Raw genomic sequence first — 19,785 nt, 5'->3', positions numbered from 1 at the left:
TGCTGGCTGTAAAATTTATATCAAAAACTCGCAAGACTTGTCCTCAGGACACTGCGCTACTATTACATTTTAACCTTAGGTCGCACCGCAAGGAACTTTGAGCCAAATGTCTGTATTTGAACACCCCGAATTTGATTCCCATGAGCACGTTGCTTTTTTCCATGATTCGGCCACCGGCCTGAAAGCAATCATTGCTATTCACAACACCAACCTTGGCCCCTCTTTGGGCGGGTGCAGGATGTGGCCCTATCTCAATAGTGCTGAAGCGCTGACCGATGTGTTGAGATTGTCGAAGGGTATGACCTACAAAGCGGCCATGGCGAATCTGCAGCAGGGCGGGGGAAAATCGGTGATCATTGGTGATCCGCGACAGCATAAAAATGAAGCTTTTATGCAGGCAATGGGCAGATTTGTTGAAAGTTTTAATGGTCAGTATGTGACGGCGGAAGACTCGGGTATCACGGTTGCCGATTTACAAGCGGTGGCAACCCAGACGCAGCACGTTGCGGGCACCCATGCGTTATACAACGTGCTCGGTGAAACGCCTACCGGTAACCCCGCACCATCCACAGCCTATGGCGTATTTGTAGGGTTAAAGCAAACCGTTAAACATGTTCTCAACAGTAACCTGAACGGCGTTAAAGTCGCCATTCAGGGGATGGGACACGTGGGCTACCGTTTGGCTAAGCAACTTCATGAGGAAGGCGCTGAACTCTATGTGGCCGATATTTTTCCCGAAGGACTGGCCAAAGCCGAACAGGAATTCGGCGCAAAAATTGTTGCACCGGAAGATATCCTGTCGTTACCGGTAGACGTGATTGCGCCATGTGCGATGGGCTCAGCCATTAACGATGAATCTCTACCCGATATTCGGGCTAAGATTATCGCTGGCGCCGCCAACAATCAGCTGGCGCGTGAAGAACTGGGTCAGGCGTTGCATCAGCGCGGTATATGTTACGCACCTGACTATGTCATTAACGCCGGTGGCATTATCGATATCTATCACCAAAAGAAGAGCGACTCTTCTGATGATGCGCTGCGCGCGCACATTGACCAGATTGGCGATACATTGAGCGAGGTTTATCAGCGTGCCGAAGAGCAGTCGTTGGCGACCAACATCATTGCCAACCGTATCGCTGAAGAACGATTTTCAAAGTAGGGTTGAACTTTACATAACAAGTCGTCATAATGCGCGGCGCTCGTGTAGCTCATAGTAGAGACACGGCGCACAAGTTTCTATGGTGGGCTTTTGGTCCTCCCGCAATGATACTCTGTGAACCCGGTCAGGCCTGGAAGGGAGCAGCCGCAGCAGACGACTCATGTGCCGGGATGTGGCTGGAGGCCTGCCACCCAATTCTGCACACTCTTTTGTTCAAAACGCCATATTCGCTATACTACAGACGGAACATAACGCCGCAGCGGCTTACTCTGTATTGTTTTTATGCTGCAGTATACAATGCCATAAAAGTGCTACCCTGAGACTCGACTACTGCCTGTGCCATGGCGTGTCTGATTTTTTAGATCCGAACTGCCCCGTGTAAATAGCGCTTATGTTGCGATGTTTGTCAGGCAGTCACTGCGAGAAACCCTCTGACGCGGTCAACTAAGCGTGATACTACTCTTTTTCGGGGGCTTTCTTTGCCTGATCCAAAAACTTTATCGCTTTGTCGATAGCATACTCTACATTCATTTCCATTTGCTGGCGTTCACTTTGGGGAAGATAAAATGCCATATCAACCTCGTAGCGAATGTAACGCGGGGGTACCTGGTTTAAGGCTAAACAACATAAGTCCGCCAGATAATCGGCCGATTTGGTATCATTAAGTCCTAGTTGAACAACTCTTTCTAACACGAGATGCTCATAATAATTGTGAATGTCGTCATCTAGTTTCAAACTATCACCCTGTTTCAATCCAGTTCTGTTAAGTCGCTACAATCAGTTATAGCCGTTTTCAACCAGTTGTCGAGAAAACAGCAACTAAAGTTGCTCGGTCTGCTTAAAATTTACTTACTACTTTGCGGCAATACCTACCCAAGGGGAGTTAACCTGACCTTATTCGCTGAACAAGGCGTAGACGATTGCTATTTGCTGTAGTGTCTCAATTTGGATATTGCAGCTAAAGATAGCAGGCATCGACAAGAAATCATTAAAAAGCACGATGCACAGTTAACTAAAAAAATCAAACGTAAAAAGGATGAGTTGTCAGTGATTAACAAATCAACCGTTAATTTTAACTATCAATTTTCGTGCACGTCAGGATTTGCTTAAAAAAGCAACTAAATTCCCGTTTCTTTTGGCTACCAGGCAGTGGAAGTGTTAACAATAAATTACACTCCGTAATTATAAGTTTACGCCGGAGTTTTATTATTAATTGTTGTCCGGAACTTTTTAGATTTGTAGCTTGCAAGCTAGTTGACCGCTTCGGCTCTATCTGGTTATTATCGACGCTGACGTATAGGTTATCGCTGCAAACGTGCAGTTCGTCGATAAGCTGGCATAGTAATAATAATAAAATGCTGCGTCGATATAAGTCGAAGTTGAATCGACATACATATAAAGATAATAGTGGTCCAGGGAGACAATTAATAATGTTTATAAATACTAAATTGGCAAAGTCAGTAAAACTGGCTTGTGCATTTGGTGCTGCAACGGCAGCATTGGTTGCACCTAACGCAGCACTCTCACAAGAGACAGAAGCAGAAGCCGCGGCGGCAGTAGAAAAAATTCAGGTTACCGGTTCGCGTATTCGTAAAATCGAATTCGCGTCTAATGCACCTATTGCTACCGTTGGTGAACAAGAATTCGACATGACCGCTACGGTAAACACTGAGTCATTGTTGAACACCTTACCTCAGGTTGTACCAGGCTTAGACAGAACGTCTAACAACCCTGGTAACGGTACTGCAACGGCCGACCTGCGTGGTCTTGGTGCAAACCGTACATTGGTTCTGGTTAACGGTAAGCGTGTTACACCTACAACTTCATCGGGTGTTGTGGATATTAACGCTATTCCTACTGCCATGATCAAAAACGTTGAAGTATTAACAGGTGGTGCATCAGCTGTTTATGGTTCTGACGCGGTTGCCGGGGTAATTAACTTTATCCTTAAAGACGACTTTGAAGGCGTTGATACGTCAATCGGTTACGAATCAACAGAACAAGGCGATGCAGGTATCTGGAATGCGGACCTGACCATCGGTGGAAACTTTGACGATGGCCGGGGTAACGTGGTTTTCAACATGGCTTATACCAGCCGTGAAGATCTTTTCCAGGGCGACAGAAGTTTCGCTAACACAGCATTAGGTGAAGATGGTAGTGGCGGCTTAGAGCCAACGGGTTCATCTGGTGTACCGCAAACTGCAATCTTTGCTGGTGGTTTTGCTGGGTATGCACCTGACAGCAGTGGTATTATTTTTGATCAGAATGGCGGCGTTCGTCCATTCGTAGCATCTGGTCAGGTCAACGACTATTATAACTATGCGCCGGTAAACTACCTGCAGTTGCCACAAGAGCGTCATCAGTTCTCAGCATTAGGTCACTACGATGTAACTGACAATATCGAAGTATACGGTAGTGCCATGTTTACCGACAGTAACGTACCGTCGCAGCTGGCGCCTACGCCAATCTTCCAGACCAGTACCTTTACCCTGGACGGCAACCCGTTTCTTACTCCTGAAGCGCAAGGTATTATCTCTGATGCCATTGGTTTAGGTGTTGATACAGACGGTGACGGTATTGATGATGAAGGTCGTGCATTGTTACGTCGTCGTCTTGAAGAAGTTGGTAACCGTCGTTCAGAAGATACCTTTACATCATTCCAGTTGATGGCTGGTGTACGTGGTTTCTTCGGTGATTCATCGTGGAGCTACGATGCTTACTATCAAACAGGTCGTGTACGTAATGCCAATGCTCAGCTAGGTAACGTTAACCGTGGCCGTTTTGACCAGGCATTATTACTTGCTACCGACGAAAATGGTCAGGTCATTCTGGATGCAAACGGTAATCCTTCTTGTGCCGATACCTCAGCGAATGGTTCAACGGTAGGCTGTACTCCACTGAATATCTTCGGTGAAGGCAATATTTCTGAAAGCTCAGCGGCGTTCTTGCGTACTGCGGTTTCTGCTACCTCTACTTTTGAGCAGCGTTTATTCGGTGCCAACGTTACTGGTGATACCCAGGGTTGGTTTGAACTGCCTGGTGGTCCAATTGGTATCTCATTTACTTATGAGCACCGTGAAGATGACTTTGAATTCTTACCGTCACAGGATTTAGCCGCAAGTACTATTGCTGGCTTTAACGGTTCTCCTGCGGTAGAAGGTGGATTTAACGTAAGCAGTTATGGCGTAGAAGTTTACTTGCCAATTTTGGTTGGTGCTGAATTTGCTGAATTGCTTGATTTGGAACTGGCATACCGTACTGAAGATTACACCACTGCGGGTACTGTTGACGCGTATAAGATCTCAGGTAGCTGGGCGCCGATGGATACATTACGTTTCCGTGCAGGATTTAACACTGCGGTAAGAGCACCAAACATTGCTGAGCTGTTTAGCCCGCAAGGCGAAAACTTCCCTGGCGCGACCGATCCATGCGCGGGTAATGCGCCTGACGTGTTCAAAACCCAGCAGGTTAAAGATCTGTGTATCCAGACTGGTGTTCCAGCAGATGTAGTCCATACGCCTGCAATTAACCCAGCGTCTGGTCAGGTTCGCACACTTAGTGGTGGTAACCCGAACCTGGTTGAGGAAGAAGCAGAAACACTGACTATCGGTTTCGTTGCTGACGTGACTGACGAAATTTCATTCAGTCTTGACTACTTCGATATCGAAATTGAAGATGCGGTATCTGCATTCGGTGGTGGTACTAACAATATCCTGGATACTTGTTACGACTCGTCTAAAGCAGGTTCTGGTTTTGGTAACCCTTTCTGTAATGCAGTAAATCGTCGTTCTGACGGTACTATTGATTTCGTAGAAGCAGGTTCACAGAACGTAGCGTCTATCACACTGAAAGGTTATGACTTAATTGCATCGTACGAAACTGAAGTAATGGGCGGTGATTTCTCTGTTCGTTACTTAGGTACTTACACTGCAGAAAGTGACTTCCTGCCATTTGACGGTTCTCCGGACCTGATTGAGTGTGCCGGCTTGTTTGGTGCTAACTGTGGCGAACCTGTGCCAGAGTACAAGCACAGAACGACGGTAAGCTATACTGCTGACGACTACACGCTTCAGTTATTGTGGCGCTATGTAGGCGAAGTAAACGATGATGATAATTCTCAGGACTTTTCAGTTGAAGAGATCAGTGCATTTAACTACTTCGATTTAGCAGGTACGTATTTCTTAACAGAGAGCTTGCGGGTAACTGCAGGTATTGACAACATGTTCGATAAGGCGCCACCAATTATTGGTGGTAACGCCGAGCAGGCCAATACCTACCCGGCGACCTATGATGTATTTGGACGCACATACTATGTGAACTTCCGCGCATCATTCTAAGCGTTTAGCTAGTTTAGATTTCAAAGCCTCCCATTAGGGGGGCTTTGTTGTTTATAGTCTGGTAAAAAACTAACAAGATGAGCTGGATTTATGATAGATGAAAAACAAGACTGGAATGCCTACTGGCAGACGAGTCAGGATTCTCACGAAGTATATGTGAGCCGCGAAGGTAAAAATAAAGATAAGTTAGGTGCGTTATGGCAATCTGTGTTTGCGCAGTTCAACGCAAAAGACTGTATTGTGGATATCGCCAGCGGCGCCGGCTCGGTTTATCGAAGTATCGAGTACAAACGGTTCAATAATCTGATTGCAATAGACGGTTCAGCCGCTGCATTACAGGCATTGCAACATGATATGCCAACCGTTGATGTCATTGAACACGACATATCACAGCCTGTTGCGACATTGCCAGAGGTCAAACATATTGTCAGCCAGTTTGGTATTGAATATGGTGGTATCGACGCGTTTGAGGCGGCGTTATCAAAGTTGTCTGATGGTGGTACGCTGACCTGTTTGTGTCACAGTGATGACAGCTTGATCCAGCGTCAGCAAAAGCGACAGTTAGCCAGTATCGATGTGTTGGAAAGCACCCATTTTATTGTTTTGGCAATTGATTGTGTGAAGGCCATTTACGCGAATGACCAACCCGCAATTGCAAAAGCGATCAACGCGTTTCGGGTTGCAGAACCAATAGTTGCGCAATTTGCTGTTGAGCATTCAGAAACTATCGCCGCATATATTCATATGTCGTTGAAAGAGATAATGGTTAATTTAAATAAATATGCTGAGCAAGATGTGTTGAACTGGTGCGACCAAGCCACGCAGAAATGTAATGATATAGCTAACCGTGGAAGAATAATAAGGGGAGCAGCCCTGAACCAGGAAAAGCTTGAAGCATTGCAGCAATTGTTTAATAGTTTTGCAATGCAAAACTTTAAGGCTGATACTTTCATGGATACACAGCGAAAAAGTGTTATTGGTTTATTACTTTCTGCTACAAAATAACGATGAATCCTATAAATTCCGTTTTAACCCTGATTAAACAGCAGAGATTCGCCCAGGGCATTACCGCACTGGATTCGCTATTAAAAACGGGTTCACAACAGCGTGCTGTTTTACACCGTTTGCGAGCAACCTGTTTTTTTGCCTTGAAGCAGTATCCCGAGGCGATCAGTGATCTTAATAAAGCGAACGAAGAGGGAATGAGCGACGGCGAGTTATTTATGAATTTGGCCAAAGCGTATGTATTCTCGAATGACCTGACGAACGCATTTCAATACATTTTAAAGGCTCTTAACTGTAAAGACCGGTTTTATCAGACCGCGTTATGTTTTGTTCACCGCTCAATGCTGGATGAACTCAGTGATGCCGATGTCCGTGTACTGATAGCGTCCATCGACACAGACATGGTAACTACAGACAGCGCCAAAAACGCCCTGGCCAATATTTATATCGCCTTGTCAGATGCGACACTGGCTTTGGCAAAGTTGGACGAGATTAAGGATCCTGCAGTAGACGTCAGGATAACTTATGCCATGGCAAACAGGATGAATGGTGAATGCCATAAAGCCCTTGATGCGTTGATGATGATTGAAAATGACTATGGTCGTCATTTTGCTGTGTACCATCAAATGGCGAATTGCTATGCCGATCTAGGCGACTTAGACAATGCCTGTGAATGTTATAGTAAAGCGATTGAGTTAAACGACCAGTACCGGTTTAGCCACTTTAATTTAGCGGAACTGATGTTTCAGCGTGGCTCTGCAGAGATGATGTTTTCCAGTTATGAAGCACTGCATCGTGAAAACCGCTTTAATCTGCCGACACTCTGTGATTATTTGTCTTTTTTGCTGCGTTTGAATCACTATCCGTTGGTGTTAACGCTCACCGAATACTATCGCCATCAATTTGGCCGTGAATCATTACAGTATTTTGAAGCCGAAGCACAACGCCTGGCGGGCCATAGCGAGCAAGCTATACAGACGACCAAAGCCATCGACAGTCAGTGCCTGACTAACGATCAATTGTGCCAGCTTACCCAACACCTTATTACAAACGCTGAGTACCCCCTGGCGCAAGCGTTTTTGCAGCAGGTATTATGCCGTGATGAAACAAATCAATGGGCGTTAGCATTGGCCATCCTGCTCTCTCATAATGACCAAGGTAATTCAGCTAACCATTTGAATTATATTGATTATATCTTTGAATACGCGCTTCGGCCGCCAGCCGGTTTTGATAATACAGAAGCGTATTTGCAAGCATTAGCCTCGTTGCTCAATACGTTGCACGGTGAAACAGAAAACAGCCCGTTAAATGTAACCATACACGGCGGCACGCAATCCCATGCGAATCTCTTTACCTTGCAGCATCCGCTTATTGCTCATTTAAAATCAGAATTTGAGCACGCTGCATCGCAAGCGTTAGCTAAATGCAAAGCGGCGAAAACCTTACATGCCGGGTTTGAAAAAGAGGGCAGTCTCTATACCAGTGGCTCGTGGTCTATAAATACTAAAACGGCTGGTTACCATAACAATCATATTCACCCCATGGGACTGCTAAGCTCGGTGTGTTACATCTCGCTGCCTGCAGACATATCGGCTGAGAACGGTGGAATCCAATTTGGTGTACCGCCTTTTGCAACGCCGTTTACCTTACATCGGGAGGTTTTTACGCCCGAAATTGGCAAATTGCTGTTGTTCCCATCCTGCTTTTGGCACGGCACGCTACCCTTGTTAAAAGGCAACAATCGGCTAACTGTCGCCGCTGATTTCGTCCTTCGTAAAGCACAACACTAAGCGCTTTAGCCAAGGTGGTGGTCGGGTTTATCTTTACGGTCTTAATGAGATACAACCGATGCTGGCTTTACAGTCTGATTGAGAATGCTGCAATTGCAATTCATTCACCGAATAGCGTCATTCGCTAACGAACAATCATCAGAATAAGTGCTTGCAACAGTGACTAAAATTCATGCTGGGCGGGTTGTTTTGCGGAAAATTAAAGACCAGTAGCATGCCCATCGGGCGCGCGCTGTGACAGCATAGAAACGTTAACTTAGTATACGATTCTAAAAGAATGAAAAAAGTTTGGTTGTAAAACGGTTAATCACAGCAGGTAGCCTGGTTAACAATTAACATTATGTCGACTGTGCTAGCGGTTGTAGTATCGCGAAATACTTGAGTCTGAGTTTGGCTTTTCCGTTAAGTTTTTGTAATTCATTTACACTTTTGTAATTCAATTTACGATTGTTCAACAGGGTATTTGTTTAAACCCTGAGCAATCATTGCTGAATTATGGGGACGTAAAGACCATGTTACTTGACTCTCTCATTGATCTCGTGTGAGTATAAGAAGTTCGTAGTATTGGAGCCAGTACGGCAAATACTACCTTCCTGAAAATAGATAAATTTTATAGCCCCTTGCGAAGCAGTATTTTTATTACAAGTCGCAAGGATTCAAATAAGAAATTGGTTGGGAACTATGTCCAAAATGAGCAAGAGAACTCTTATTGCTTCTACTATGATGGGTGCATTCGCACTGACTGGTAGCGCAGTCGTCTCTGCAACTACTCTGAGTGATCTTCACAAAGAAGAAGCGAAGATTCATGCGGCTGCAGCGAAATCTCAAGAAAAAATCAACTCGCTTTTCGAACAGTCACAAGACTTGTTAGTTGAATATCGTGGTGTTGTTGACGAAACTGAGAACCTCAAAATATATAACGATTATCTGGCGAGTCTGGTTGCAGACCAGCAGCGTGGTATCGATTCTTTGCAAAGTCAGATCGACAGCATCGAAGATACCAAACAAGGTATCGTTCCTTTGATGTTCCAGATGATTGACAGCCTGGAAAAATTCATCGATTTGGACGTTCCAATTCGTCTGGACGAGCGTAAAGAACGTGTAGAAAAACTACGTGATCTTATGGCTAACTCTAACGTAACTGTTTCTGAGCAGTTCCGTCAGGTACTGGACGCTTATCTAATCGAAACTGAATACGGCACGCGTATTGCGTCGTATCAGGGTACGCTTGATGATTCAGGTACAGAGGTCACGGTTGATTTCTTTAACCTGGGTCGGACCGCGTTGCTGGCACTATCCCTTGACCAAAAGAATGCTTGGGTTTGGAATAATGATTCGCGCAGTTGGGAAAAACTGGGTGACGAGTATCTGGCTTCAGTTAACGAAGCTGTGAAGATGGCAAATAACCTCGTACCACCTGAACTGATCAAACTTCCTATAAAAGCAGCGGAGTAAGCGTTAATGAAACCAGTAATAAAATCTCTACTCGCCGCTGCGACGGTAGCGGTTATGTCTTCAACAGCAGTGGCCCAAGAGCCGGTAACGTTGCAAGACCTGTTAGACTCAGTAAAGTCTAACCTTTCTTCGGAAGCGAAAATTAACGCCCAGCGCGAGGCTGAATTCCAGTCTGCACGTGCTGATAAGCAAGCCCTTTTACGCAAAGCGCAAGCAGAACTGCAAGCTGAAGAAGCACGTGGTGACCGCCTGCAGAAGCAATTTTCTGACAACGAAGTAACGTTGAACGAAAAAGCGGCTGAGCTTGATCAGGCTACCGGTACTCTGGGTGAAATGTTTGGTGTGGTACGTCAGGCTTCTTCTGAAGCGTATGGCCGTGTTGCTACGTCAATTGTTAGTGCTCAGTACCCTGGTCGTGATGAGTTCCTGGCGCGTATGTCTGAAGAGTCTAAAGGGCTGCCAAACATCAGTGAACTAAAACAACTGTGGGTTGCGTTGCAAACCGAAATGACCGAACAAGGTCAGGTTGTTAAGTTTAACACTGAAGTAGTTAATCTGGATGGCGGTACAACGTCTCAGGAAGTTCTGCGTGTTGGTACATTCAACCTGATTGGTGACGAAGGTTACCTGACTTACGACGAAGAAAACGAAATCGTTCAGCCTCTTGGTCGTCAGCCTGATGGCTATTTGGTATCAGCTGCAGAAAACTTACGCAGTGAAACCTCTGGCTTTCACCCTTTCTATGCTGACCCTTCACGTGGCCAAATCTTAGGTCTGTTGAAGCAAAAAGCGACAATGTCTGAGCGTTATCACGCAGGTGGTGTTGTAGGTTATGTAATCACTGGTATGCTGGCTATCGGCCTGTTAATCGGTCTTTACAAGCTGATCACTTTAAGCCTGATTGGTGGCAAGATTCGTTCGCAACTTAAAAATCCTGGTTCACCTTCAGAGAAAAACCCACTGGGTCGTATCCTGAAAGTTTATACCGAGAACAAGAATGTTGATGCTGAAAGCATGGAACTCAAGCTGGATGAAGCTATCCTGCGTGAATTACCTAGCATTGACTCTGGCGTTAACGTAATCAAGATTTTTGCTGCTATCGCTCCGCTACTGGGTCTGTTAGGTACAGTACTGGGTATGATTGCAACCTTCCAAACTATCACGTTGTTCGGTACTGGTGACCCTCGTATGATGGCTGGAAGTATCTCAATGGCACTGGTAACAACCGCACAAGGTATTATTGCCGCACTGCCATTAATCCTGACGCACAGCATTGTTGCCTCTAAAGCTAAGCAAATCATCCACGTACTGGATGAGCAAACTGCGGGCATTATTGCTGAACACGCTGAGTCGGAGAAAGCATAATATGGTTTACCTGATTGGATTATGGGAATCGGTCAGGGACTTTATCGCTACCGGCGGTGACGTACTTTACTTCGTTGCTGCCGCGCTCTTTCTCATGTGGGTTTTAATGATTGAGCGCTACTGGTATTTGACATCAGTGTTTCCAAAAATGAAAAAGCAAATTATTCAGGATTGGAAAGCACGTTCAGATACTACGTCATGGTATGCGCATAAAATTCGTGACGCGTGGATCTCCCAGGCTTCAGATGATCTGAATGCCAGGATGCTAATTATCCGAACATTGGTTGCGATGTGTCCATTGATTGGGCTACTAGGCACCGTTACAGGGATGATTAGCGTGTTTGAGACAATGGCAACGCAGGGTACGAGTAACGCACGTCTTATGGCTGGCGGTATCTCAATGGCGACAATTCCGACAATGGCCGGTATGGTTGCAGCGCTGTCTGGACTGTTCATCAGTTCTCGTCTTGAAGCGAGAGTTAAGATAGCGCGGGAAAAGCTAGTTGATAGCTTGCCGTATCATTAGAGAGAGAGATTATGGCTCGAAAAGTCAGAACCGAAGAGGAAGATGCAGCGATTGACATGACGCCCATGTTGGACATCGTGTTTATCATGCTGATCTTCTTTATCGTGACAACCGTTTTCGTAAAAGAAGCCGGTATAGATGTTAATAAGCCCGATGCGAGCCGAGCGTTTCTACACAAAAATGCAAACATTTTCATTGCTGTTACAGAGGATGGTGATGTTTGGTTAGATAAACGTGAGGTGTCGGTAGACAGTGTCAGGGCTAATCTAGAGCGATTACTAACGGAGCAACCAACTGATTATGTGTTTATTCAGGCTGATGTTAAGGCCAAACACGGGGTGGTTGTTGAAGTCATGGACCAGGTTAAAGCTGCAGGCATTGACCGTATAGCGGTAGCAGCGAGGAACTAAGATGGTACGATTTATCGCTTCTATATTATTAGGCGCCGCTATTGCTTTCGGTCTATTCGTAGTAATGGCGAAGCTTATTGAAAACTCAGCGCGACCGGTAGATGAAATACCTGATGCGCCGATAATCGATGTGGTTATGCAGCCACCAGAAGAGGATGTTCAAACGCGGACTCGTGTTCCACCACCACCGCCGCCTCCGCCACAACAGCCGCCTAAAATGGAGCCTGTTGAGCCGGAAGATGCAGAGCCTGATACTGATGGTTTCAGCCTGGATATCCCAGGTGTTGATACCGGTGGTGTAGGGGTCAACATCGGTGGAGTTGGTGCAATGCAATCTGATGGTGAAGCAACCCCGATTGTTCGTATTAACCCGAAGTATCCACCACAGGCTGCCCGTGATGGTAAAGAAGGTTGGGTAAAACTGCAGTTTACGATCATGGAAGACGGTTCGGTTGATGATATTGATGTTATCGACGCAGATCCGAAACGTATCTTTGATCGTGAAGCTCGCCGAGCGTTGGCTAAGTGGAAGTACAAGCCTAAGATCGTTGACGGTAAGCCAGTGAAGCAGTTTAATATGTTTGTTCAACTAGACTTTAAACTGGAGCAATAATTATGTTGAAATCCAAAATGTTTAAAAAGTCATTAGTAGTTGCAGCATTGACTTTAAGCTCTGCGGTTGCCGCCCCTGCGTTCGCGCAGCAAGGTGGAAAAGAACCTAAGCCAGTTGGCCCGGTTGTTTGTCCTGGATATGAAAAGGGCAATACCAACCTGGTTGGTCAGCGTGTGGGCAAGAAAGTACAAAGTGCATACGAGGCTTACGGCGAAGATTTGCTTGATGAAGCTATTCAGATGCTACGGGATATCGATGCAGATGAAGACTTCGATAAAGCTTATGTAAACCGCTTGCTGGGTAACATGTTGGCAACCAAGGAAGGTAAAGGTGGTGAAGCACTTAGCCTTTTGGTGTCATCAGTTAAACCCAAGGTACTGAACGACCTTGAGCATGCGCAAACGCTGAAGCTGGTCGCCGACCTGAGTTTACAGGAGCAGGAATATAAGCAAGCTGTTGAATATTATCAGTCTTGGTTAGATTTCACCTGTAAAGAAGAACCTGAAGTATATTTGCGCATGGCAAATGCGTTCTATGAACTGAAGGATTATGACTCGGTCATTGCGCCGGCAGACAAGGCGATTGAGCTTTATGAAAAGCCCAACATCAACGCTTATGTTATGAAGCTATCTTCATTTTACGAACGTAAAATGTATTCTGAAACTATTTCGGTTGCAGAAGACATTGTTAATACGTTCCCTGATGAAGGTAAATGGTGGACACAGTTAGGGCAATTTTATCTGATGGTAGAGGATTTTAAAAAGTCGCTCTCCACACTGGAAATTGCTTACAATGCAGGCTTTATAGAAAAGCAAAACCTGCTGAAAATGCTGTCACAGCTGTACGCGACAAACGATATGCCATTCAAGTCAGCCGAGTTTTTGGCTGAGAATATCGAGAATGGCAGAATCGAGCGTAATGCCGATAATTTAGCATCGGTTGCGAACAGTTATCACCAGGCTCTGGAGTATGAGAAAGCTGCCAAGTATTACGAGCAAGCTGCTAAACTCTCATCTGACCCTGAGTACTATCGCAAGCAAGGTGTTCTGTTGTTAACAGCAGAAGACTACAAAGGTGCGATTACAGCGTTGAAGAATGCCCTTGACCGTGGCGTTGAAGATCCTGCAAAGGTTCACTTCAGCCTGATGGAAGCTAACTTTTATGCTGGCGACTTTAAACAAGCGTATGTGCATATTCAGGAAGCTAAAAAGGACCGAAGCTTGCGTCGTAACGCAAATGCGTGGGAACCTTACATCAAGCAAAAAGCTAAAAACCGTGGTATTAATATCTAGTATTTCTGGTATCAATTTAACCACTTAAAAAGCGCCTTGCGGCGCTTTTTTAATGCCTTTTAAAACACTGTCTCCAATCTGTTTAAAATCAGCTAACCGGTTTGGTAAGACCACTGCAATAACGGGTTTTTTAGGCAACCTGAATAATCTTCAGATATTAAATGTCCGTGATACAGGCTTATAACTGCCAAGGCGCGCAGCAACGCAGGACGTTAATCCGTGTGCTGATAGAGGCGCGTGAGATGTTCTACGACGTAGTCTTCTGCCGCGCGTTTACCGTTAAGTGTATAGCGTTGGATGAACATTTTGGGCGTGTTAAGCATTGCAATATAGTGGCTAAGTACCTCGTAACTCACCTGTAAACCCGGTGGTATCGATTCTGACTCAATTTGCGTGAGTAGCCAGGCTACGGCCGCATTACTGTGCTGAATGCTTCTGTGTTTGTCTACCAGTGCGGTAAGGATCCTGTGATTACAAGCATCGGTAATGGCCTTATCGCTTAAGGGTTTGACGACATAACGGGCAAACGATTTTGGGGCAGGGTGCAGCTTTAATTCTTGTCCGTAGCGATAATCAATCAATGCACTATGCGCAGACAAGGCTTCGGAAATTGGCCTTAGCATGAGTAAACTGTACTCTCCGCTGGCAGCGTCTTTTTTTAAGCCTGGTTTTACTGCTACAAACTGTTGTCGCTGCCAAAAGCAGACAAGTTCATCGGTGGTGCCAAATGACGTAGTGATGCCATCTATGTTGGCTGCTTTCGCCATCGCCTTAAGTGCTTCAACGAGCTTCCTGCCCACGCCTTTGCGCCGGTATGAGGGAAGCACCGCAATGCGGTTAATGCGCCAGTAACTGAATGTAGCAAACTGTGGATCCGCAACAAGCAGGGCCAAGGCTTGTGCCGAAAGATGCCCGTTAACGCGCCGGGTTCCTGAAGCAACAGCGTCAGCAACCGGCTTAAGATAGTGGCTGCCTTCTAACTGATAATGCAGCACGCCGATGACTGTACCTCTGCTCGTGGCTGTGAGCGTATGCTGGTTGGGGCTATCGGTTAATCTCACCAGTTCATCGGCTGTGGTCTGGTAATGGGCTTGCATTAATAAGCCTAATATTTGCTCTTTGTGCTCGACGACAAGTGAGGAACGGTCAACTGTGTTAATCCTGACCCGGTTATGTGCCAGGGGAGAGTTCGGTTGGTTTATCTGCGCTAGCGGCCCTTCGGCGGTATTGAGACCAAAAGCGCTGTGCCAAAAGTGTTCCAGCGGATCGCCGGCAAACCAGCGTACCGGAGTTTGTAAGCTGTAATGGGCCAGGGCGTCGTATTGATTAGTCAGCCATGGGATAAAACGAGTAATAAAGCCCCGGCCTGAGCCCTCATAACCTATCATTGTAGTGCTCAGCAGAACCCTTGAAGCAGCACTGCAGAGCTGTTTTAACTGCGGTATAGGTGTTGCTGCAGCTTCATCGATGATAACCAGATGGTTATCCGGATTATTCAGGGAAGGGTGATCAAGTGGCAGCCAACTGCACAGTACGCCGTTATAACTGTATTGCTGTGGGGCGATTTGTACAATATCAGGGCAGGTGAGTGCCAGCCCCTTAAACACCATTTCGGCTGCTGATTCATGGCGACTGGTAACGATTACCGGCGTGTTGTTTAACAGTGATTGGCCGGCCACCATACCCATCAGGGTAGATTTGCCTCGTCCTCTATGCGCGGTAATAAGTGCACACCTCAGGCCGTTCAGTCTGGCGGCTATTTGACTAAAGATCCTATGCTGATCTTCGGTCGCAAAGGGCGCCGGTGGGCGAACGCCTGCCGGGGCACAGGCAAACGTCCCAAGGGGCAACGATAGCTCACCGTCTTCGCTGTAAAGCGCAACACTTTTGCCGTGTTTAAATTCAGCCGCGAGGTATTGGCGGAGGGGGCTGGTCAGGCAGGTTTCGCCGTAACTGAGATAATGCCCTGAGGTTTGCTCCTGATACCCGGCCCATTGTGTCAACGGCGGGCAGCATATAACCATTAAGCCACCACGAGCAACCGTGCCGGCCAGGGCTAATACCGCATTGGGGCGCAACGCATCAAAGGCATCATATATGGCGAGTTGACATTCACTGCCCAGCAAATGGCGGTAGCGCTTGAGCTCCTGTGCTTTACTAAAAGAGTATAATGAACGGCCAAGCAACGTTGTTGCGCTTTTTGGGTATTCTTCGGTCAGCGTGCTTAACACACTGCGACAGAAGGTCTGACTGCCAGAAACCACTAATAATTGGCGATGGGATTGGTCTTGTTGGCGCTGCCACAGCCAGCCCTTTAATTTTTCTTGGAAGTTGTTCACGATACCAGTGACCCGGAAAATATGACCTTAGTGTAACGAATTTGTCGTTGGGTACCAATGATTAGCAAAAATGTCGTAATCAATGGCGCATCACAATTAAAATTCTCTTAAAATAGCATCCTGTCAATAAGTTAACCCTGGAACACATGAGTGCAATGAGATTTTTGACCCGCCGACTGGTTATGCCGAACGATTTAAACTACGCCCACTCTTTATTTGGCGGGCGTTTGCTGCAATGGATAGACGAAGAAGCCGCAATCTATGCAATATGTCAGTTGGAAACCAATTGTCTGGTAACCAAACATATTGGCGCAATTACCTTTGAGTCGCCGGCGATGCAGGGCGATATTGTGGAGTTTGGACTAGCCACCAAAGCGGTAGGTAAAACCTCCATAACAGTCAGCTGTCTGGTACGTAATAAAGCCACCAAAAAATCGATTTGTTTAGCCGACGATATTGTTTTTGTGAAACTTGATCCCTCCAGTCGTCTGCCCGTCGCCCATGGCAAAACCCTGGAGTCGTTGGCAGAGCAGACCGCCCAGGCGTTTGCTGAAAACGGCATATAAGTGCTTGGGCGATAAGCTTAACCAAGCAGACCTGCAAAAAATACAACAGCAACATAGATAAAATCTAATGATAATCAAGGGACTTCAATGATTGCTCTTCGGGACTTTACCCAAAATGATATGGGTAATCTGGTTACCATTCTTAACGACGCGGCCGTTACCCAGTTTCTGTCGCCCAAAATTCCTTTTCCCTATACCACAGAAGATGCGCTTTGGTGGGTAGAGGAGGGAAGCCGTGGTGACTTAACCAAAGCGATTTCCGTTGATGGCCAGCTCGTCGGGTGCATTGGTGTAACACGTGGAGATTATGAATATCAGAAATCAGGTGAAATCGGGTCCTGGATAGCACGAGAGTATTGGCGCAAGGGCATTGCAGGGTCTGCCATTCAGCAAATCACCGATGTGGTGTTTTCAGGCACAGACATAGTGCGTTTATTTGCAACGGTATTTTCGGGCAATATTGCGTCAATGCGGTTACTTTTAAAATCCGGCTTTACACAGGAAGCGGTACTGCAAAAAGCTATCTTTAAAAATGGTCAGTACTTTGATAGTCATATCTTTGCGAAACTCAGACCGCTTAACAATACGGAGTAACAGTAATAGGGTGGAGTCAGTATTCGTAGTGTTTGCTGAAGTACAGCTGAGGGATTGCGTGCGTTTAAGAAAATATTCTCAGGATGAAAATCAACTTGGATTCGTTAATTGTCGGTGCTGGTTGGGGTCTTCAGTATAATCAGTCAGTTAAGCATTAGTAATGCTTTGGCTCTCCGTGCCGATTGTCGTTTTTATGATTTCAAAGAGAATTAAGCGCCAGCGATAAGTACCTGAAAAGAAAGTACAATGAATCAATGGACGCGTCAGATAAGTAAATGCCCGAATTACCAGTTGTTCAATAAATCCTCAGCCGTTGTGGCTTGTTGCGCACTAAACAGCGATTCGTCTGTTTGCAGTGTTCCGGTATTTTGATTAAAGCAAAGTTTATCAAACGCCAGGCTGTGGCAGAATTTAATGCGTTGGCTGACTTTTGAATCCCGGTCCTGGCAAAGCCGCCAGAGCGACTGGTTGACATTGGAGGTAAAGCCCCACCTGATCAGCATCAGGGTGGATGCGCCATAAAGGCAAAGATTGTATTCGTTGGTAAGACAATGGATAAAGTCGTTAAAAGACCCACTTTGCTGCCAGGCGGCTAAAAAATCTTTAGCGTCGAGATGCTCGGTGTGAAAAATGAGTAACAATGCCAGCGGTCCGAACAATAGAAGCTGCGCAATCAGGGCGTTGTCTTCTGCACTGTATTCGCTTGCAAAAGTGCGCTCAAATAGTGCGTGACTCAATAACATGGCATCAATCATGCCCGGCACGTTCGGATGAACGCTTTGCACAGTGAGATACTGTTGGGCAGCAAATAATACCGCCAGGTATTTCACGTTACTGACCCCAAGATTACGACCGATGGCCTGTTCCAGCGAGCCCGGAATATTGCCATATAATGCGCGGCTGGCTTTCCCCATAACGTGGGCACGAAAAACCGGATCAGCGGAGATAAGTGTTACCAGTTTGTCGACCCCGAGCTGTTGCTCCGACAAATTGATGATCTCTGTTATGGTTTCGGGCAGAGGTGGCAGGTTCTCGGTAATCTCAGTTAATGCCTGATTACCCCGCTGAAAGCGCAGACGGCTGCCGATTTGTCGCAGTTGGGCAGGGCTCACGCCAGTAAATTCTTTAAAGCTCCGATCAAAGGAACGGCGGTCTGAAAAGCCCAGTTGCTCAGATAAGTGGTCAATCCTGGTGCCACGCAGTAGCTGGCTGACACTCTGTTCATGAATATGCGATTTTAACAAAGCGCTGAATGAGAGCTTTTCGTCACGCAGCTTGCGCCGAAATACCGATTCAGTTAACCCCATGGCATCGGCCACCGCTTCGGCACGAATTTTAGCCGGCGCTGGAAACTGTCGAAACACTTGCAGCAGTTCATGTTTAAAATTGGATGGTGAATGATGCTGCAGGTTTTTTACCAGGATACTCTGTAATTTAGGGCTATAAAAGTATGAGGGACGGTTAAGCCATTGCGGCGCGAAGGTAACAACCAGGGCACGCGAATGGTGAGTCAGTGTTGCTTTGCTAACCGGTGCAAGAGGCCACCAGTGATGCGCATATTTGGTTTCAATGGCGATAAAATCGAATTCGCGCCCGGCAATGTGCCTGAATAACGCCAGCAGAAAAGCCACAATTGGTGGCTCCATTTCTGCCAGGTAGTGAGCAGTAATAATGAGTTTGACTGCCGTATCACTTTGTTCGACGGTAAAGGTCTCTGAGGCGTCAAATAAGGGGCTGTTAAACTGAGTTAGTCCATCCAGTGCGGCACTGATATCCCTGGCCATCGATACATAGCAGTGAATCGTGCCCATTCGGGTAAAATCAAAATAGCCGAGAATTGACTGGCCTATGTGCTCGGGTACCTCGCACAAAAACAGTTTGCTGAGCAGGTCGTTGAGCTGTTCAATGGGGTAGTTACTGGATTCTATGTCGCTCAGTGCCTTAAGCGTTTCCTGCTCTGCTGGCGTAGGTAAATGTTTATCGCGACGCAATGAGAGCAGTGCACGGCTTACTCCCGACCAGAACGTTCCAGTGTAAGTTACTGACATAACTGAGTGTTTATATCCAAGTCCCGTTTCATAGCCATCATACTTAAATTTCCCCAACTGTTAAGCCTTGGGATACAAAATTGTCCTATAGTTTTACCAAATGTGTCCTAGCAGTGATAGCTGCACAGCGTTACATTAACTGTCGTTAACAGCTATGGCACTGGCTGGAACTGACGCTTCAACCGCTGTAACGTTAGTTGTATCCTACCATTGCCATGAAGACTGGTGTCGTCACCACCGGTCGGTAAACCGCTCTTAATCCGGGAGCGCAAAAGCAGTGCCCACC

At 46.3% G+C, this 19,785-nt stretch carries 15 protein-coding genes and 1 other RNA gene; 13 read left to right on the top strand and 3 right to left on the bottom strand.

The features are described from left to right. Positions 1 to 106 precede the first annotated feature (106 nt). Together OIK42_RS12985 and ffs are read left to right on the top strand one after the other, a co-directional pair. Positions 107 to 1,159 (top strand): Glu/Leu/Phe/Val dehydrogenase dimerization domain-containing protein, encoded by a 1,053-nt coding sequence (locus tag OIK42_RS12985; protein WP_273641113.1) that lies wholly within the window; start codon positions 107 to 109, stop codon positions 1,157 to 1,159. Between the two features lie 88 nt (positions 1,160 to 1,247). Next, positions 1,248 to 1,344, top strand: an RNA gene (gene ffs / locus OIK42_RS12980) — signal recognition particle sRNA small type. Positions 1,345 to 1,615: 271 nt separating this feature from the next. Here ffs and OIK42_RS12975 read toward each other — a convergent pair. Beyond that, on the bottom strand, positions 1,616 to 1,894 hold the full coding sequence (locus tag OIK42_RS12975) for a late competence development ComFB family protein (protein WP_273641110.1): 279 nt from the start codon (positions 1,892 to 1,894) through the stop codon (positions 1,616 to 1,618). A gap of 695 nt (positions 1,895 to 2,589) precedes the next feature. On the opposite strand from OIK42_RS12975, the gene OIK42_RS12970 reads away from it, so the two are divergent. The 9 genes from OIK42_RS12970 (at position 2,590) to OIK42_RS12930 (ending at position 13,952) form a co-directional block, all read left to right on the top strand. Next, positions 2,590 to 5,496, top strand: coding sequence for a TonB-dependent receptor domain-containing protein (locus OIK42_RS12970; protein WP_273641108.1), 2,907 nt, complete (start codon positions 2,590 to 2,592; stop codon positions 5,494 to 5,496). A gap of 90 nt (positions 5,497 to 5,586) precedes the next feature. Beyond that, the gene (locus OIK42_RS12965; protein WP_273641106.1) at positions 5,587 to 6,501 is read left to right on the top strand and encodes a hypothetical protein; all 915 of its coding nucleotides are present in this window, start codon (positions 5,587 to 5,589) and stop codon (positions 6,499 to 6,501) included. A 2-nt stretch (positions 6,502 to 6,503) separates the two neighbouring features. Next, positions 6,504 to 8,291, top strand: coding sequence for a 2OG-Fe(II) oxygenase family protein (locus tag OIK42_RS12960; RefSeq protein ID WP_273641104.1), 1,788 nt, complete (start codon positions 6,504 to 6,506; stop codon positions 8,289 to 8,291). 690 nt (positions 8,292 to 8,981) lie between these two features. After that, positions 8,982 to 9,746, top strand: coding sequence for a DUF3450 domain-containing protein (locus OIK42_RS12955; protein WP_273641102.1), 765 nt, complete (start codon positions 8,982 to 8,984; stop codon positions 9,744 to 9,746). A 6-nt stretch (positions 9,747 to 9,752) separates the two neighbouring features. Continuing rightward, complete coding sequence (locus OIK42_RS12950) at positions 9,753 to 11,111, top strand: MotA/TolQ/ExbB proton channel family protein (RefSeq protein WP_273641100.1); 1,359 nt, start codon at positions 9,753 to 9,755, stop codon at positions 11,109 to 11,111. Position 11,112: 1 nt separating this feature from the next. After that, a complete protein-coding gene (locus tag OIK42_RS12945) occupies positions 11,113 to 11,637 on the top strand; it encodes a MotA/TolQ/ExbB proton channel family protein (protein ID WP_273641098.1) in 525 nt (174 codons plus the stop codon). An 11-nt stretch (positions 11,638 to 11,648) separates the two neighbouring features. Then, a complete protein-coding gene (locus OIK42_RS12940; RefSeq protein ID WP_273641096.1) occupies positions 11,649 to 12,047 on the top strand; it encodes an ExbD/TolR family protein in 399 nt (132 codons plus the stop codon). Position 12,048: 1 nt separating this feature from the next. Further along, positions 12,049 to 12,660, top strand: coding sequence for an energy transducer TonB (locus tag OIK42_RS12935; protein WP_273641095.1), 612 nt, complete (start codon positions 12,049 to 12,051; stop codon positions 12,658 to 12,660). Positions 12,661 to 12,665: 5 nt separating this feature from the next. Continuing rightward, positions 12,666 to 13,952: a tetratricopeptide repeat protein gene (locus OIK42_RS12930; RefSeq protein ID WP_374211871.1), complete on the top strand. Its 1,287-nt coding sequence runs from the start codon at positions 12,666 to 12,668 to the stop codon at positions 13,950 to 13,952. A 212-nt stretch (positions 13,953 to 14,164) separates the two neighbouring features. Here the strand turns inward: OIK42_RS12930 and OIK42_RS12925 are convergent, their stop codons facing one another. After that, a complete protein-coding gene (locus OIK42_RS12925; RefSeq protein WP_273641093.1) occupies positions 14,165 to 16,291 on the bottom strand; it encodes a GNAT family N-acetyltransferase in 2,127 nt (708 codons plus the stop codon). Between the two features lie 155 nt (positions 16,292 to 16,446). On the opposite strand from OIK42_RS12925, the gene OIK42_RS12920 reads away from it, so the two are divergent. Both OIK42_RS12920 and OIK42_RS12915 read left to right on the top strand, forming a co-directional pair. After that, entirely contained in the window at positions 16,447 to 16,857 is a 411-nt protein-coding gene (locus tag OIK42_RS12920) for an acyl-CoA thioesterase (RefSeq protein ID WP_273641091.1), read from the top strand. Between the two features lie 87 nt (positions 16,858 to 16,944). After that, the gene (locus tag OIK42_RS12915; RefSeq protein WP_273641089.1) at positions 16,945 to 17,451 is read left to right on the top strand and encodes a GNAT family N-acetyltransferase; all 507 of its coding nucleotides are present in this window, start codon (positions 16,945 to 16,947) and stop codon (positions 17,449 to 17,451) included. Between the two features lie 284 nt (positions 17,452 to 17,735). On the opposite strand, the gene OIK42_RS12910 is transcribed toward OIK42_RS12915, so the two are convergent. Beyond that, positions 17,736 to 19,499: a helix-turn-helix domain-containing protein gene (locus OIK42_RS12910; protein WP_273641088.1), complete on the bottom strand. Its 1,764-nt coding sequence runs from the start codon at positions 19,497 to 19,499 to the stop codon at positions 17,736 to 17,738. Positions 19,500 to 19,785: the final 286 nt, after the last annotated feature.

The organism is Alteromonas gilva (assembly GCF_028595265.1).
Classification (GTDB): Bacteria; Pseudomonadota; Gammaproteobacteria; order Enterobacterales; family Alteromonadaceae; genus Alteromonas; species Alteromonas gilva.
Note: the sequence above shows the minus strand (reverse complement) of the source record. Positions and strands in the feature narration are given on the sequence as shown.

Coding starts and splice junctions, on each gene's coding strand:
- OIK42_RS12955 (WP_273641102.1), top strand. CDS start 8,982: ATGAGCAAGAGAACTCTTATTGCTTCTACTATGATGGGTGCATTCGCA.
- OIK42_RS12960 (WP_273641104.1), top strand. CDS start 6,504: ATGAATCCTATAAATTCCGTTTTAACCCTGATTAAACAGCAGAGATTC.
- OIK42_RS12940 (WP_273641096.1), top strand. CDS start 11,649: ATGGCTCGAAAAGTCAGAACCGAAGAGGAAGATGCAGCGATTGACATG.
- OIK42_RS12910 (WP_273641088.1), bottom strand. CDS start 19,499: ATGTCAGTAACTTACACTGGAACGTTCTGGTCGGGAGTAAGCCGTGCA.
- OIK42_RS12935 (WP_273641095.1), top strand. CDS start 12,049: ATGGTACGATTTATCGCTTCTATATTATTAGGCGCCGCTATTGCTTTC.
- OIK42_RS12920 (WP_273641091.1), top strand. CDS start 16,447: ATGAGATTTTTGACCCGCCGACTGGTTATGCCGAACGATTTAAACTAC.
- OIK42_RS12965 (WP_273641106.1), top strand. CDS start 5,587: ATGATAGATGAAAAACAAGACTGGAATGCCTACTGGCAGACGAGTCAG.
- OIK42_RS12985 (WP_273641113.1), top strand. CDS start 107: ATGTCTGTATTTGAACACCCCGAATTTGATTCCCATGAGCACGTTGCT.
- OIK42_RS12945 (WP_273641098.1), top strand. CDS start 11,113: ATGGTTTACCTGATTGGATTATGGGAATCGGTCAGGGACTTTATCGCT.
- OIK42_RS12970 (WP_273641108.1), top strand. CDS start 2,590: ATGTTTATAAATACTAAATTGGCAAAGTCAGTAAAACTGGCTTGTGCA.
- OIK42_RS12915 (WP_273641089.1), top strand. CDS start 16,945: ATGATTGCTCTTCGGGACTTTACCCAAAATGATATGGGTAATCTGGTT.
- OIK42_RS12950 (WP_273641100.1), top strand. CDS start 9,753: ATGAAACCAGTAATAAAATCTCTACTCGCCGCTGCGACGGTAGCGGTT.